Annotated in this window: 7 protein-coding genes, 1 tRNA gene and 3 pseudogenes; 10 read left to right on the forward strand and 1 reads right to left on the reverse strand. The window is 61.7% G+C overall.

Annotated elements, in window-relative coordinates; all coding sequences use genetic code 11:
* Positions 1-4: 4 nt before the first annotated feature.
* The 9 genes and pseudogenes from AC5P60_RS07010 to AC5P60_RS07050 all read left to right on the forward strand — a co-directional run bounded on the left by AC5P60_RS07010 (position 5) and on the right by AC5P60_RS07050 (position 15,232).
* Positions 5-2,980 carry a TonB-dependent receptor gene (locus tag AC5P60_RS07010; RefSeq protein ID WP_483693369.1) on the forward strand — a complete coding sequence of 992 codons (2,976 nt, stop codon included), beginning with the start codon at positions 5-7 and terminating at the stop codon, positions 2,978-2,980.
* 65 nt (positions 2,981-3,045) lie between these two features.
* On the forward strand, positions 3,046-4,401 hold the full coding sequence (locus tag AC5P60_RS07015) for a Gfo/Idh/MocA family protein (protein WP_005411496.1): 1,356 nt from the start codon (positions 3,046-3,048) through the stop codon (positions 4,399-4,401).
* A gap of 316 nt (positions 4,402-4,717) precedes the next feature.
* Positions 4,718-9,388: pseudogene (locus AC5P60_RS07020) on the forward strand (RHS repeat-associated core domain-containing protein).
* A 23-nt stretch (positions 9,389-9,411) separates the two neighbouring features.
* Positions 9,412-9,687 (forward strand): hypothetical protein, encoded by a 276-nt coding sequence (locus tag AC5P60_RS07025; RefSeq protein ID WP_049418016.1) that lies wholly within the window; start codon positions 9,412-9,414, stop codon positions 9,685-9,687.
* 62 nt (positions 9,688-9,749) lie between these two features.
* Positions 9,750-10,985: pseudogene (locus tag AC5P60_RS07030) on the forward strand (RHS repeat-associated core domain-containing protein); the annotation flags it as partial.
* Between the two features lie 1,279 nt (positions 10,986-12,264).
* Positions 12,265-13,581: pseudogene (locus AC5P60_RS07035) on the forward strand (RHS repeat domain-containing protein); the annotation flags it as partial.
* Between the two features lie 14 nt (positions 13,582-13,595).
* Positions 13,596-14,063, forward strand: coding sequence for a hypothetical protein (locus AC5P60_RS07040; protein WP_483693368.1), 468 nt, complete (start codon positions 13,596-13,598; stop codon positions 14,061-14,063).
* A gap of 225 nt (positions 14,064-14,288) precedes the next feature.
* Positions 14,289-14,786, forward strand: a complete 498-nt coding sequence (locus tag AC5P60_RS07045) for a hypothetical protein (protein WP_224481903.1) — start codon at positions 14,289-14,291, stop codon at positions 14,784-14,786.
* Positions 14,783-15,232 (forward strand): hypothetical protein, encoded by a 450-nt coding sequence (locus AC5P60_RS07050; RefSeq protein ID WP_049453480.1) that lies wholly within the window; start codon positions 14,783-14,785, stop codon positions 15,230-15,232. The genes AC5P60_RS07045 and AC5P60_RS07050 overlap by 4 nt, the downstream gene beginning before the upstream one ends.
* An 82-nt stretch (positions 15,233-15,314) precedes the next feature.
* On the opposite strand, the gene AC5P60_RS07055 is transcribed toward AC5P60_RS07050, so the two are convergent.
* A tRNA-Arg gene (locus tag AC5P60_RS07055) sits at positions 15,315-15,391 on the reverse strand.
* Between the two features lie 149 nt (positions 15,392-15,540).
* On the opposite strand from AC5P60_RS07055, the gene ubiA reads away from it, so the two are divergent.
* Entirely contained in the window at positions 15,541-16,434 is an 894-nt protein-coding gene (gene ubiA, locus AC5P60_RS07060; protein WP_005411493.1) for a 4-hydroxybenzoate octaprenyltransferase, read from the forward strand.
* The last annotated feature ends 290 nt before the right edge of the window (positions 16,435-16,724 follow it).

Consider the following 16,724-nt stretch of genomic DNA (forward strand, 5'->3'; position numbering starts at 1 on the left):
CCCGATGTTGCCCGCCCGCCACCACCGCCCCCCCTGTCGTTCGATCGTTCCGCTGTCGCTGGCCATCGCCGGCGTGCTGCTGTCGGTCGCCGTTCCTGCCTTCGCCCAGGAGAGCAAGGACAAGGCCACCGACCTGGCCCGCATCGAGGTCACCGGTTCCAACATCCGCCGCACCGACGTTGAAACCGCCTCGCCGGTGCAGGTGATCAGCAAGCAGGATATCCAGAACATGGGTGCGCGCACGCTGCTGCAGGTGCTCGACAACCTGCCGGCCGCCCGCCCGGCGCAGCAGGACGCGCGTTCGCTGTTCACCGGTTCCGATGGTGCCTCGCAGGCCAATCTGCGTGGCCTCGGTGCCCAGGGCACGCTGGTGCTGCTGAACGGTCGCCGCCTGTCGTACTACGGTGCACCGGCCGGCTTCCAGACCCAGTTCGTCAACATCGATGCGATTCCGGCCGCGGCCATCGAGCGCATGGAAGTGCTGACCGACGGCGCCTCGGCGGTGTACGGCACCGACGCGGTGGCCGGCGTGATCAACGTGATCACCAAGCGCAACTTCCAGGGGGCCGAGGTCAGCTTCACCAACGACACCTCTTCGCGCATCGACTCCTACGGCGAACGCCAGGCCAGCATCACCGCCGGCTTCGGTGACCTGGCCGAGAACCGCTTCAACATCTACGGCGCGGTGAACATGTACCGCCGCGACGCGATCCCGCTGAGCGATTTCTACGACAAGCGGCCCGACCAGTACTACGTCAACAATCCGAACTACCTCAACAACCTGCGCCTGGGCGTGGGCAGCAAGCCGGGTGAATTCAATCCGGGCACTTACTTCGCCTTCGATCCAGTCACCGGCCGCCGTGTGCAGGAAGCTGCGCCGGGTTGCAGGAACGTGCTGACCAGTGAAGCGGCCGGTCCGCGTTGCGTCTGGGAAACCTGGATGAACAACGAGATCGACGCCGGTGCCAAGTCCGAGCGCAACACCGCCTACCTCAACGGCACCTTCCTGGTCGGTGACAGCACCGAGATCTTCGCCGAGGCGACCTACACCGACATCGACCTGCGCGCCAACGGCGGCACGCCGCGCACCTACGGCACCACCACCGGCAACCCGACCAGCTGGTTCTCGCGCAATACCGGCAACACCGTCAACCAGTTCCTGTACCCGTTCCTGGGCCCGAACAACGAATACAACCACGCCAGCCCGCAGATGAAGGCGATGATGGGCGGTGTGGTCGGCCTGAACTACCTGCTGCAGGATGCCGGCCCGAACTATTTCGGCCAGCGCAATACCGACAAGAGCTACCGCGTGCTGGCCGGTGCGCGTGGCAACCGGGGCGACTGGAACTGGGAAACCGCGTTCGCCAGCGCCGGCACCCACTCCACCACCTACCAGACGATCAACGTCAACACCAAGGGCTTCGAGAAGGCCTTCGGCCCGTACACGATCGATCCGGGCACCGGCCGCGTGATCATCTCCGACCATCCGGCGTACAAGTTCGGCGAGATCAGCGAAGCCAACGCCGCGCTGATCCGTGAAGCGTTCCCGACCTTCGACATCCAGTCGTGGACCCGCCTGCACACCCTCGACGGCAAGATCGAAGGCCCGCTGTTCCAGCTGCCGGCCGGTGAGATGCGGGCGGCATTCGGCTTCAACGCCAGCCGCGAAACCTTCTACACTCCTGGCAACGCCGACGCCGCCAACGGTCTGATCACCCAGCAGGGCGGTTCCTGGTTCGACGGCAAGCGCAACACCTACGCGCTGTTCGCCGAAACCGTGGCGCCGATCACCGACAAGCTGGAACTGGATGCGGCGGTGCGCGTGGACAAGTACCCGAACTTCAGCGCCAACGTGGCACCGAAGATCGGCTTCAAGTACCAGGCGTTCGACCAGCTGATGCTGCGCGGTACCTACTCCACCGGCTTCCGTGCACCGAGCCTGGCCGAGTCCGGCAATGGCGGCGTGTTCGCGCAGCTGGGCGGCTTCCGCGACGAGCTGCGCTGCAACGAGACCAACGCCATCGCCAACCTGTTGCTGAAGTCGCAGCGGCCGGGTGATGTCGACCTGGGCAAGAACATGCTGAACGTCGACTGCAGCCGCACCGTGGCCCGCATGACACAGCCGAACAAGGACCTGAAGCCGGAGAAGGCGAAGATCGCCACCCTCGGCTTCGTCTACGAGCCGGCGAGCTGGCTGTCGGTGTCGGCCGACTACTGGTTCATCTACCGCAACAACGAAATCGTCGCGCCGGACTATCGCCGCATGGAAGACATCATCTCGATGTCGCGCTCGCCGATCACCGACAGCGACCGCGCCAACCTGGCGCAGCTGGCGGCCATGTGTGCCGACCCGGCCAGTGGCGTGAGCTGCCCGTCGGTGCTGCCGGGCTATTCGGCCGGCAACGTGGCCAGCGTGGTGGGCCAGTACAAGAACCGTGGCAAGACCCTGATCGACGGCTTCGACATCGATGCGCGCAGCCGCTTCTCGCTGGGCGACTGGGGCAACCTGAATATCGGCCTGGCCGCCACCATCGCCAACCGCAACCGCTTCTACATGGACGCGGAGAACGGCTGGTACTACGGCGACGTGGTCGGCTACTACAACAACCCGCGCCTGCGTGCCACGCTCAATGCCGACTGGACCTACAAGCAGGTGACCACCAGCATGTTCGTCAACTACGTGGGCGGCACCAAGTGGGCCACCGACCAGGTTGATGAGGTGAGCAACAACAAGGAAACCTGCACCGGCGGCTACCTGGCCCTGCAGAAGAGCAAGTGCGATGGTGCGCCGTCGTGGTGGACTGCCAACATGAGCGTCACCTGGCGCCCGGATGACGCGTGGAACCTGAGCTTCACCGTCAAGAACCTGTTCAACCGCCTGCCGTTCTACGATCCGAACAGCTTCCTGGGTGACTCCAGTGACTACGCCACCATCTTCGGTCGTGGTTACAGTGTGACCATCGGCTACCGTTTCAAGTAATTCCGTTTGCGTGACCCGGCGGGCCGGCTACGGCCGGCTCGCTGCCAAGAGGAGAGATGTTTGCCATGAAGCGTAGGGAATTCATCGCGGCCAGTGCCGCTGTCGCCGCCAGCAGCCTGCTGCCGCAGACCCCGGCGTGGGCACGCGGGCGCAAGGTGCGCCTGGCCATGATCGGTACCGGCATGCGTGGCCTTGTGCTGCTGAAGGAGCTGGTGCGCCGCGACGATGTCGAGGTGGTCGCGCTGTGCGACATCGAACCGATCATGCTCGGTCGCGCCATGGACATGGTGGCCAAGGCCGGCAAGCCGGCACCGAAGACCTACGGACAGGATCGCGACACCAATGCCTGGAAGCGCCTGCTGGAACAGAAGGGCATTGATGGCGTGATCATCGCCACGCCGTGGGAGTACCACGCACCGATGGCGATCGCCGCCATGCAGGCCGGCGTGGCCGTGGGCTGCGAAGTGGTGGCCGGCATCACCCTGCAGGACCACTGGGACGTGCTGAAGACCCAGCTGAGCACGGGCACCCCGTACATGCTGCTGGAGAACGTCTGTTACCGCCGCGACGTGATGGCCGCGCTGCAGATGGTGCGCCAGGGCCTGTTCGGCGAGCTGGTGCATCTGCAGGCCGGCTACCAGCATGACCTGCGCGGGGTGAAGTTCAATTCCGGCGACCCGAACCAGCCCTACGACAGCGGCGTGGAATTCGGCCCCAAGGGCTGGAGCGAAGCACGCTGGCGCACCGAGCATTCGGTGGAACGCAACGGCGAGCTGTACCCCAGCCACGGCATCGGCCCGTGCGCGATGTACACCGGCATCAACCGTGGCAACCGCTTCACCCATATCAATGCCTTCGCGACCAAGGCGCGTGGCCTGCACGAGTACACCGTTGCCAAGAGTGGTGGCACCACCCACCCCAGCACCAAGGTGAAGTTCAAGCTGGGCGACATCGTCACCACCACGCTGGCCTGCGAGAACGGCGAGACCATCCTGCTGCAGCACGACACTTCGCTGCCGCGCCCGTACTCGATGGGCTTCCGCGTGCAGGGCACCAAGGGCCTCTGGATGGACGTGAACCATTCGATCCACATCGAAGGCCGCAGCCCGCCGCACCAGTGGGAAGAGTTCAAGAAGTACCAGGACGAGTACGAGCACCCGCTGTGGAAGCAGAACGCCGACACCGCCGCGAGTGCAGGGCATGGTGGCATGGACTGGTTCGTCATCCATGCCTTTGTTGAAGCGCTGAAGGCGAAGGCTCCGATGCCGATCGACATCTACGACGCAGTGACCTGGAGCGCGATCACCCCGCTGAGCGAGCAGTCGATCGCCAACAGCTTCCAGACGCTGGAGTTCCCGGACTTCACCGCTGGCGCGTGGAAGCAGCGCAAGCCGATCTTTGCGTTTGATGGGAAGTACTGAGATTTACCCCTTCCATGCGGTGACGGAAACGCCGGGCGATGCCCGGCGTTTCTGTTTCTGGGGCATTCGCCTTGTAGAGCCGAGCCCACGCTTGGCTGCATTTCCGACACGCCCCCCCCCCCCGCATCAGAAAGTTCTGAAATTCGACTCATTCCACAGTTTTTTGACTTGAATGTGTAAACCACATCGGAGATAACGTCCCCATGCGGCCACGCCGCATTCCGGACCAGGGACGATCCGAAGCATGACGTGAGGAGGTTGCTGCCCACGTTCTCGTTCCCGCCGGCGCTGTGTCCGTCCAGGAAGGAGAACAGGGATGTTGAAGGCAAACTCTGGCACTTCGCTCATCAGTCTTGCGCTGTTCGTGCTGGCGTGCTCGACGTCCAGCGTGCAGGCGCAGGAGATCGAGAAGAAATGGGAAAGCTACTTCTCGATGGGAGAGCCCCGTTCCACGGAGGCGGCTGTCCAGAAAGACATACGGGCCTTCTTCGCCGAGTATGAGGTCGATAAGCCTTTCGTTTGGGAGGTCAAGCGCCAGAGGGCCCTTCCTAACAAGACGATCTATGACTATCGCGTCAAGCCCGAGAAGATCGTCACCACGGATTGGGTGTATGAGCAGAACCATCAGAAGTACGCCACGGAGGATGCCGTCCGCAGCATGTTCCTGTCGAAGAATGCGAGCGATCCGCGGTGCGCTGCCACCGTCATGACTGAAGAGGCCTGGGAGGAGGTTGGCGGGCTTGGAGTGGGAGATGACGGTAGCGTCATCAACGAAAGCAAGCGCTACAAATTCGCTAAGAACACTTATTTCGAGGGCATTAATTCCTGCAGGCAGACGGTCTTCTGGCAAAATGCATCTCGGAGTAGAACCGCAAAATGCATGAATCGCCCCATGATGATGTGGGACGATAACCTGGGCATGTGCGCCCTGATCCAGCAGGACGACCCAAACATGGCAATGCTGCTGGCCTACTGGACTTCTCCGCTGCCGCCGCAGCAGTGCAAAGTCGGTAATCCATGCGACCCTACCACCGGCGACAAGTCTCAGCCGGAAGCGGACCTTGATTTCGGGTGGGTCCGCTTCGATCGCCAGTATCATTCCTTGACCAGCACCAGCGGCGGAGCCATTGGCCAAGGTTGGACGCACTCGCACAATATTCACCTGACGCTCGGCATTGATGACACGGGCTATCCGCCGAGTTCGGAAGTCCAGGTGGGTTTGATTGACGCTGAGGGTGGCCAGCTCGCCTTCAAGAAGGTGGGAGCGGTGTATGAGGCAATGGATGGCAGTGGGGACCGCGTGGCTCAACAGGGGAGCCTATGGTTGTTGTCGCGGGCTCAGGAGCGCATTCAGTTCGATGCCGGCGGCCTTATGCAGCGCCGCGATTTCGAAGACGGAACCTCGCTAACCTATGCACGCGACAGCCATGGCTGCCTGCTCAGCATCACCCATTCAACCGGCCGGCGCGTGGACGTCCAGTATCTCGCGCCGGGTGACGATTCGCTGATCTCGGCCCTGGTGATCGCCGGCCAGCCCGTGGTGAGCTACGCCTATTCCCCGGCCGGGGAATTGATCAGTGCGACCTACGCAGACGGTGCCAGCCGCACGTATCACTATGAGGACGCCCGCTTCCCGGGCTACCTGACCGGCATTACCGCCGAGGGCAACCAGCGTTACAGCTGGTACGGCTACGACGCCAAGGGGCGGGTCACCTGCAGCCGCCATTCCGGCGATTGCAGTCAGGCCGACGTGGGCATTGATGGCGTGCGCCTGGAGTACACCCTGGCAGGCACCACGATCGTCACCGACGCACTGGGCAAGCAGAGCACCTACGCATTGACCGCCAGCGGCGCCAGCGGCCTTCCGCGCAAGGTCAACGGCGTCACCGAGAGCAACGGCAGCATCAGTCGCACCTATCTGCCCGAGGGCACCGATTTCCGGCGCCGGCTGCAGTCGGTGACCGATCGCCGAGGCGTTGTCACCCAGTATGCCTATTCCGAGGCCAGCGATGCTGCCACAGGCGCCATCAGCGTGACCACCACCACCGAAGCGGCCGGTACTCCGGACCAGCGCGTCAGCGAAATGCGCGTGGCCATGGACAGCAATCGGCTGGTGCAGCAGACCGTCGGTAACCGTGAGATCCGCATCGTGCGCAATGCACGCCTCCAGCCGACCACCATCGCCGTGCGCGACATGGTGACCGGTGACACCCGCGTCACCACGCAGACCTACTGTGAGGCAGAGGGCCCGGAGTGCCCGCTGATGGGACTGCTGCGTAGCGTGGATGGCCCGCGTAGTGATGTGGCGGATGTCTCCACCTATGCCTACTACACCGCGGATGACGCGGGGTGCGCGGCCAATGGTGCCTGCAGCTATCGCAAGGGCGACCTGCGCAGCGTGACCAATGCGCTGGGCCAGACGGTCGAGACCTTGGCCTACGACGCGTTCGGGCGGCCGTTGTCGGTCAAGGACGCCAACGGCGTGGTAACTGATTACACCTACCATCCCCGCGGCTGGCCGACCTCGATCACCGTGCGCGGTGCCACCACAGCCGAGGACCGGGCTACCCAGATCAGCTACTGGCCGACCGGCCAAGTGCAGCAGGTCACCGAGCCCGACGGCAGCAGCGTCACCTACGTCTACGACGCCGCGCAGCGGCTGACGGATATCGCCGACAGCGCTGGCAACACCATCCACTACACGCTGGACAATGCCGGCAACCGCCTCAAGGAAGACACGCTGGATACTGGCGGCACGCTGCGTCGCACCCTGGCGCGGACGTTCAACACGCTTGGCCAGCTGACCGCGCTGAAGGATGCGGGCAACCACGCCACCGGCTTTGCCTACGATGCCAACGGCAACCCGCAGACGATCACCGACGCACTGCAGCGCGTGACCAGCCAGCAGTACGACCCGCTCAACCGCCTGGCGCAGACCCTGCAGGATGTCGGCGGCGTGGCGGCGGAGATCCGCAGCCAGTACAACGCGCTGGACCAGGTCACCCAGGTCACCGACCCGAAAGGCCTGCATACGACCTATGCCTACAACGGGTTCGGTGATCTGACCGGGCAGGTCAGCCCGGACAGTGGCGCCAGCAGCTTCACCGTGGACGCCGCCGGCAACCGCAAGACGGCCACCGATGCACGCGGCATCACCGCCACCTATCACTACGATGCACTCAACCGCCTGATCGGCATCGCCTACCCGGACCCCAATCTGGACGTGGGCTACAGCTACGACGTGGCGCCTGCCGCGTGTACCGCCGACGAGCGCTTTGCCAAGGGGCGCCTGGGGCAGGTGCTGCACGCCAATGGCAGCACCCAGTACTGCCACGACCGCTTCGGCCAGGTCACCCGCAAGGTGCAGACCGTCAATGGTGTGGCCAGCACACTGCGCTATGCCTACAGCAAGTCGGGTCGCCTGACTGCGTTGACCTACCCCGACGGCAGCGTGGCCGACTACGTGCGCGATACCCAAGGCTGCATCAGCCAGATCGGCCTGACCCGCCCCGGCCAGGTACGGCAGATCGTGGTGAACAACGTGACCTGTGCGGCCTTCGGCCCGGCGACCGGCTGGACCTACGGCAACGGCCGCCAGCTGCAGCGTCCGTTGGATCTGGATTACCGCCCGCAGGCGGTACATGACTCGGCCGCAGGTGGCCTGTCGCTGGGCTATGGCTACGACCCGGTCGGGTCGATCACCGAGCTGAAGAACGGCGCAGGTTAGACGGTGCTGGCAAAGTACGCCTACGACGCTCTGGGCCGCTTGACCCAGACCCAGGACGGCGCAACTGGCACACCGATTGAGACCTATGCCTATGACGCCACTGGCAATCGGACCGCGCTGATCACCTCGACAGGCACCGCCAGCTACACCTATCCAGCAACCAGCCATCGCTTGACTGCAGTGGATGGTGAAACGCGCAACCATGACGCGGTGGGCAACACCACCAGCATCGGCGGCAAGACGTTCATCTACAACGATGCCAACCGCATGAACGCGGTGAAGCAGGGCAATGCCGTACTGGAAAGCTACGGTTACAACCACCGCGGTGAACGCGTTCTGCGTACCCCGGCCGGCGGCGCAGCGCAGATCACCTTGTACGACGAAGCAGGGCAGTGGCTGGGCAACTACTCGGCCACGGGGCTGGCGCAGCAGCAGGCCATCTGGCTGGACAACTACCCGGTGGCGCTGATCAATGTGCCGGATACCGGCGTGCCGGAACTGGCCTACGTGCAGCCGGATCATCTGGGCACACCGCGCGTGGTGATTGATCCGGTGAGTGATGTCGCGATCTGGGAGTGGAACAACAGGAGCGAGGTGTTCGGCAACCAGATTCCGAGTGCCGATCCCGATGGCGATGGTGTGGTGTTCGAGCTGGCGTTGCGCTTCCCCGGCCAGCAGGCGACGGATTCGAGTGGGTTGTTCTACAACTACCAGCGCGAGTACGACCCGGCGGTGGGGCGGTATTCGCAGAGTGATCCAATTGGGTTGGATGGGGGAATCTCAACCTTCAGTTACGCGGATCTCACTCCACAGGCTAAAGCGGACCCGCTCGGATTGGCGACATGGACTGGAACCATGACGTTTGCGGGCACTGGCGTAGGGATTGTAGGTGGTGTGGGTGGTGCAAGACTGACCCTTACGTCCGAATGTCTCAATGGACGTCAGGCGTCCGTCGAACTCGGCTTTGCTGGGGTTGGCGTCGGCACTGGATCTCCCATCTCCGTCACCGTCTCTAATGTCACTCTCACTGGAGGCAACCTGATGTATGTCGATCCAAGCGAATTGCTCGGAGCTTCTTCCATTCTTTCGTTGGGAGCAGCGGCCGGTGGGGGGGGCTCTCTGTCAACCCTGAGGATTGGCGATGTATCTTCATTTGGAATTGGGGGACAGGGGGGGTGGGATGCCTCGGCGAGCTACCTGATTGGGCGAAGCAGATTCATGGGGAATGGAGTTACCTGGAGCGACTGCGAATGTCATTAGAATCAGTTTTTGAAGCCCTTTGCATGCTCGCTATCGCAACGTTGTTGATAGCTTTCGTTTCGCGAATTTTTCTGGTTTGGGAGTTAAGGAGAAATTCCCCTGAACTGTGGGACACCCTTGGCAGGCCTGCGATCCTGGAGCGAGATCATTTCTTAACCAAGTATCCGATCTGCGGATGGAAGCGGGTTCATAACGGCGCATCAGGAGTGCGCAAGTTGTTCCTCTTGGTGTTCTGGTTCTCGTTCCTTGTGTATCTCATATCGCTGATTCCCCTGATCGTGATCTGGATTATGCGCTGATCCTCTTCCGTTGGTCTGAAGCCATTGCGCTATGCTCTGTCCCGCGGGCCAATTGCGATTGCGACACGCTGGGCCGCCTGACCCAGACCCAGGACGGCGCGACTGGCACGCCGATCGAAACCTACGCGTATGACGCCACCGGTAATCGCGCTTCGCTGACCACCTCGGCAGGCACCGCCAGCTACACCTACCCCGCAACCAGCCATCGCCTGACTGCGGTGGATGGCGAAGCGCGCACCCATGACGCAGCGGGCAATACCACCAGCATCGGCAGCAAGACCTTCACCTACAGCGATGCCAACCGCATGAACGCGGTGAAGCAGGGCGATGCCGTGCTGGAAAGCTACGGTTACAACCATCGCGGCGAGCGCGTGCTGCGTACTCCAGCCGGTGGCGCAGCTCAGATCACGCTGTACGATGAGGCCGGGCAGTGGCTGGGCAACTACTCGGCCACGGGGCAGGCGCAACAGCAGGCCATCTGGCTGGATAACCACCCGGTGGCGCTGATCAACGTGCCGGGCACCGGCGTGCCGGAACTTGCCTACGTCCAACCAGATCATCTGGGCACGCCGCGCGTGGTGATCGATCCGGTACGGAATGTCGCGATCTGGGAGTGGAGCAACAAGAGCGAGGTATTCGGCAACCAGATTCCGAGTGCCGACCCGGATGGGGATGGTGTGGCGCTCGAGCTGGCGCTGCGATTCCCGGGCCAGCAGGCGACGGATTCGAGTGGGTTGTTCTACAACTACCAGCGCGAGTACGACCCGGCGGTGGGGCGGTATTCGCAGAGTGATCCGATCGGTTTGAGAGGCGGAGCTTCAATCTACGCGTACACAGGAAATGATCCGTTAGACTTTGTCGATCCATTAGGACTTCTCCGCTATCACTCCTGGGTCAGCAAGAAGTACCCCGCGACGACGGAATTCTTGAATGGAACGAAAGATCGAATGACCAGTCGCAAATATGATGGATTCCAGCGATACGGAAACATCGGACAGGGGCATCTTGATCAGCTTCTATCGAAATGCGATGGGCCAGTCATTACGCCAAAATACATGAGGCATGGCGATGGTGGTTACGCGCCTGGCTCGGGTGAGATATTTATTCATGAGACCTATTTTGACCGCTTCGAATCGGGTGACCGAAACCCAGAACTCCTGCAGAAGCTGGAAAGAACACTGGAGCACGAGTTGGTTCACTTCTCGGAGTATTTCTGGAACAAAAATCAGTACAAGGGCGAGGAGGGTTGGAGCTATGAAGAGTATGTCTATGGGATCAGAAGGCCTGCTTCACACTAACCTCTTTCGCGTTGGCTTGTGCTTGATAATTGCATTTACCCTATTTGGATGCGCAAAGTCATCCAGTGAAAGAGGTGCTCCCTGTAGTCATGATCCAGTGGCAATCATCCAGGCGGCATCCTCGGATTCAGCGCTTTCTGCATACGGAGGAGATGGATGGGGATCTTCACGGATAAACGTTCTATGGGATGGCGATGAATCGTCATCTTCATTGCCGTTGTGCGAAGCCAACGGCGGGAGATTTCAGTTCGTAAAGTCGTCGTCATATGATCGCACTTCGCCATTCATTGCCATTGAGAAGTTGTACTTTGATGACGATGCTGCTTTCATGGAAATCGGATTCCCTCCGACAGGAAAGAACGCAGATGTGTTCTTGAGAAAAGAGGAAGGAGTATGGCGGGTCAAGAAGACACATCTATGGGAGAACTAGCCCCATCCACATCGGGTCTCTACGTTTGCTCCGTCTGCCCTAGCATCCCGTGCGTCGGACCCGAGCTGATTCTTCTCGAACGCTACCTCCATGATCGCCATTGTTCGGTAGCACACGCCGCATGTGCGGCGTGTGTTCCATAACATCCGCATCGGGCCTGTGTGGCGTGCGGCAGCTCTCACTGGACGAGAACACTGGTGGGGCCAAGGGACTCAACAGGAAGCAATCAGTACCCATACTCAACTGAACGCCGTGCTCTCCCAGGTATCCTCGCCCCCTGGTCAGACCGCGACGGCAGTCAGTGCAGTAGCATCCAAGTATCCCGTACAGCTACTGAGCCGCGCTGCCTCGGGTTTCGGTGTCAGTTGTATATTTTCACCAGCGGTAAGGATCCCGGTATCCGGCTCGCTGTCTATGTTCATCCTTTAGAGTTACCTATCAGCATCCTGATGCTGTCGCAGCGGCGGCAATAGTTGGCGCGGAGGTTTGCCGGTGAGGTCGATACTTTCATTCACGTGCTCCTCCTGCGGGGCACGTGAACAGAGCTTCTCTACATTCAATTCACTTAACAAGTCGGTGCGGAAGTATTGCGGGCGTTGCGGATTCGGCGTCGAGTCTGTACAGATATGTGCTTCTTCTACTCTATGCTCATGTACTGGCCGTCATCGCTGCATTCCCTTCGTGCTTGCGGTTACAGGCAATAAATGGTGGCTGGCCCTGACAGTTGTAATAGTGTTCGCACTCTTGGTCCTCGCTCCTGCCATGGTAATTCACGCCAAAAACGCGGTGCGTTGCGCGGGTACGGAATCGTAGAATTGCCATGCTTGGACTCAATCGGCCGCAACGACCTCTGAACTGAAGACCGGCACATGCTCGACGGTGCTGGCCAAGTACGCCTACGACACGCTGGGCCGCCTGACCCAGACCCAGGACGGCGCGACCGGCACGCCGATTGAAACCTATGCGTATGACGCCACCGGCAATCGCATCGCATTGACCACCTCGGCAGGCACCGCCAGCTACACCTATCCCGCAACCAGCCACGGGCTGACCGCCGTGGACGGCGAAGCGCGCAACCATGACGCGGCGGGCAACACCACCAGCATCGGCAGCAAGAAGTTCACCTACAGCGATGCCAATCGCATGAACGCGGTGAAGCAGGGTAATGCCGCACTGGAGAGCTACGGTTACAACCATCGCGGCGAGCGCGTGCTGCGCAGCCCGGCCGGTGGCGCTGCTCAGATCACCCTGTATAACGAAGCAGGGCAGTGGCTGTGCAACTACTCGGCCACGGGGCAGGCGCAGTTGCAGGCCATCTGGTTGGACAACTATCCGGTGGCGCTGATCAATGTGCCGAGTACCGGTGTTCCGCAGCTGGCCTACGTGCAGCCGGATCATCTGAGTACGCCGCGCGTGGTGATCGATCCGATGCGCGATGCGGCGATCTGGGAGTGGAACAACAAGAGCGAGGTGTTCGGTAACCAGATTCCGAACGCTGATCCGGATGGGGATGGTGGGGCGTTCGAGCTGGCGCTACGATTCCCGGGCCAGCAGGCCACGGATGCGAGTGGGTTGTTCTACAACTACCAGCGGGAGTATGACCCGGCAGCGGGGCGCTATTCGCAGAGTGATCCGATGGGATTCGACGGAGGGGTATCTACCTTCTCCTATGTATCAGCTGATCCAGTGCAGGCGGTTGATCCGCTCGGACTGCTGGCCAATTGCACTTGCGTGGACGGTGGAGTTCATATCGACATCCCTATTCGCTTCAGTGGTGAGGGAGCTACTCCTGAGACTTTGAGAAAAATGATAAATGCAATTGAATCGACCTGGTCTGCGCCCGGATTTACAGTGACTGTTAGCCAGCCGGAGAAAGGTCGGTTAAACCGTGTTGAGGTTCCGCTGGGGAGGGGGGCGACCGTAACTGGAGGCAGTGTCGGTAAATGGTATGCAGGAAACACTGAGTGGACGGCTGCGCACGAAGCAGGGCATTTGATGAAATTCAAGTACGATGGTCGTTTTGATATGTACGATGTGGTGTCGCAGGCGCCATCTCGTTCTACCAAGCCCGTTCCGGGGTGGGAGGGAAACATCATGGCAGAGCATCTTGGCGTTCCAGACGATAGGGTTCGGGATGCTATCAAGAAGCGGTTGGGGTGCAAATGATGGTGAGTCTACGCGTGGCTGCGCTCCTTCTTCCATTGCTCGGAGGCTGTGGCACTAGCCAGATCAAACACATTGAATGGAACTCAGATTGGGTGGACGTTTCATCGGATGAGATCATTCCTGGGAACTCGACGACACTTCGAAGTGACCGCTTGGCCACCTTGAATCCGCAGAGCGAAAAATCGATTGCTCAGTGGATGCTCGATCAGAACTTGAGCATCATCCAAGCATCGGATGCGGCTGAGAAATTCGCGCCACTACAGTTGAATGGGTTAGTGCCGGCAGAGGGGAAGACTGTTTATCTCGTCAGAGCGGCCTCGGGTGCAGGAGGCGGGAGTTTTGTCGGCTACATAAATGACAATGGAATTCTCATCTTGTACGGGGTAATGGGAAGTTGTGGGGAGCAAGTGCATCGAGTGGTTGCTGTGAGCCTGAGTAAGAGGCCTGCCAAGGTCTTCGGAGGGTGTTCAGGAGCGCTTTGAAGATTCTTATGTGTGTGGGTCTGAGGTGGGAATAGGGAAGTGGGAATTTCATTTGCGAGCGCTCTGTTGGTGTCTACCGTGCGTGCAGCTCGATGAACATCATGGATCCTGTACTCAGCGAACTTCTTTCCCGGTTCGGTGTCGACAGTGCCTTCGGGCAGGCAGTACTCTCGAGCGCTGCGCGATGGGCTGCGTGAGTAGGCCGCCAAGCAGGAGGCAAGGTGCATGAGCTCCCGCGCTCCTCCACAACAGAACGCGATCGGCCTGCACGCCTCGGAGAGGTACAAGATGAAAGCGAGGCAGATTCTTCGGTACGGGCTGGCCTACGCGGTGTCGTGTGGAGCACTCTGGCTGTTCCTGCACTTTGTGGGCAGGGCGCTTTACGCCTTCGACTCACATCAGGTTTTCTTCTGGCTGTATGCCGTCAGCCTTCTGTTGCTGGGAATGGGCGCACGGGTTCCCGCCGCTGGCCGCCTGACGTTCAGGCGGCTTGCCAAGGGGGCTGGCTTGGGGCTGCTCGCGGGCCTTCTGGCCCAGGTCGTGGTACTTGTACTGGAAGCCTACAGATTCAGCGGATTCAGGCCATCGCTGCTCTGGCAGGTACCGGTTTCGCTGACGGTGATCAGCGTCGTGCTGCTCACGCCGCTCTGGGGCGTAGTGCTGGTTGCCCTCACCGCCGCATTCCGCCGCGACAACCACCCACATCAGGCCTCGAACCCATGAAGCGCCTGACTGCCTTTTGCCTCGCGGCCGCACTGACATCCTGTGCGGCGCATCCGAACCGCACGACGAAGTGTCAGCCGGTCCAATTCACTTACATCGGCACCGAGAGCATCGACGGGCTGACCTATGGGCGCTTCCAGGTCAGCCACAACGCTGGTCAGCCGCTTCAGCTGTGGGTGGATGAGAGACGCAGGTTGAACTCAAGGACCGCTCGCGCAGAGATGAGGTGCACAGGCGAAGATGCCTGGCGGCCTTACAACGTGATCCTTGAGGAAATCACACCGGGAGCGATCGGGGTGTCGATCGGGCAGGATGAACAGCAGAGCGTTCTGTTCGATGGTGATGGCCTGTTCCTGCCCGGCGCATCCAGCGCGGGCGCGAATTACTCCATCGTGGTACAGGACGCTGCCGGTTGCGAACATCGCTCGGCAACGTTCATTCCCTGACATTCCTGGCGGCGAGCCGGATTCCTTGCGACTTCGCAGCATCGCCCGGTTGGGACGCTGCGTACAGGCAATGAAGGAAAAATGGCGCGCCCGGAGGGATTCGAACCCCCGACCAATGGCTTCGGAAGCCACTACTCTATCCGGCTGAGCTACGGGCGCGTTGTAGAACTGCCGCGCCGTCGGCCAGTGCCGGGGCGGGCATCGCAGCGCCATGAGGCGGTGCGGGACCGGCATTCTATCCAGTTTCGCCGAACAAATCTCCCCCCACCGGCAAAGCCCTGCCGGAGGGGCAGGAGTATCCTATCGCCATGGCTGATACCCCCCTCACTTCGCCGCAGTCGCCGGCGACGCCGCGTTGGCGGCATTACTGGAGTCTGATGCGCGCTGATCGCCCGATCGGCACGCTGCTGCTGCTGTGGCCCACGTGGTGGGCGTTGTGGCTGGCTGCCGGCGGCCTGCCGCCGCTGTGGACGCTGTTCGTGTTCACCGCCGGCGTGTGGTTGACCCGCTCGGCCGGTTGCGTCATCAACGACTACGCCGACCGCTGGCTCGACCCGCACGTGGAACGCACCAAGGCGCGTCCGCTGGCCACCGGCGCAATCAGCGGCCGAGCTGCGCTCGCCCTGTTCGCGGTGCTGATGCTGGTGGCGTTCGGCCTGGTGCTGACCCTGAACGGGCTGACCATCGGCCTCAGCTTCATCGGCGTGTTCCTGGCCGCCAGCTATCCGTACCTGAAGCGCTACACGCACCTGCCGCAGGTCTACCTGGGCATGTCGTTCGGCTGGGGCATCCCGATGGCCTTCGCCGCCGTGCAGGGCGAGGTGCCGATGCTGGGTTGGCTGCTGTACGCCGGCAACATCCTGTGGTCCACCGCCTACGACACCTGGTACGCCATGGTCGACCGCGAGGACGACCTGAAGATGGGCTCGCACTCCACCGCGATCCTGTTCGGCGACCTCGACCTGGTCATCCAGGGCGTGCTGTACGCGCTGTTCCTGGCCACCATGGCGCTGGTCGGCGTGCGTGGAGGGTTGGGTGGGTACTACCTGGCCGGTGTGGCCGTGGCTACCGCGCTGGTGGTGTACGAGTTCTGGATCTGCCGCAACCGCGAGCGCGGCCCCTGCTTCAAGGCGTTCCTGCACAACAACTGGGTGGGTGCCGCGCTGTTTGCCGGCATCGCCGTGGATCTGGCACTGCGTTGAGCCCAAGGTGAGGTAGAGCCGGCCGCTGGCCGGCTGCACCCGTGCGCGATCCCGAGGTTGCCGGCCAGCGGCCGGCACTACCGCCACCCACCACCTGCGATGATGCTTGGATCTGGTAGAGCCGGCCGCTGGCCGGCTGCACCCGTGTGCGATCTCGAGGTTGCCGGCCAGCGGCCGGCACTACCGCCACCCACTACCTGCGACCGTCCCCAGATCTGGTAGAGCCGGCCGCTGGCCGGCTGCACCCGTGCGCGATCCCGAGGTTGCCGGCCAGCGGCCGGCACTACCGC

It is taken from the genome of Stenotrophomonas sp. YJH_SMC_120, assembly GCF_059368675.1.

Coding starts and splice junctions, on each gene's coding strand:
- AC5P60_RS07025 (WP_049418016.1), top strand. CDS start 9,412: ATGCTCGCTATCGCAACGTTGTTGATAGCTTTCGTTTCGCGAATTTTT.
- AC5P60_RS07045 (WP_224481903.1), top strand. CDS start 14,289: ATGAGCTCCCGCGCTCCTCCACAACAGAACGCGATCGGCCTGCACGCC.
- ubiA (WP_005411493.1), top strand. CDS start 15,541: ATGGCTGATACCCCCCTCACTTCGCCGCAGTCGCCGGCGACGCCGCGT.
- AC5P60_RS07010 (WP_483693369.1), top strand. CDS start 5: ATGTTGCCCGCCCGCCACCACCGCCCCCCCTGTCGTTCGATCGTTCCG.
- AC5P60_RS07015 (WP_005411496.1), top strand. CDS start 3,046: ATGAAGCGTAGGGAATTCATCGCGGCCAGTGCCGCTGTCGCCGCCAGC.
- AC5P60_RS07050 (WP_049453480.1), top strand. CDS start 14,783: ATGAAGCGCCTGACTGCCTTTTGCCTCGCGGCCGCACTGACATCCTGT.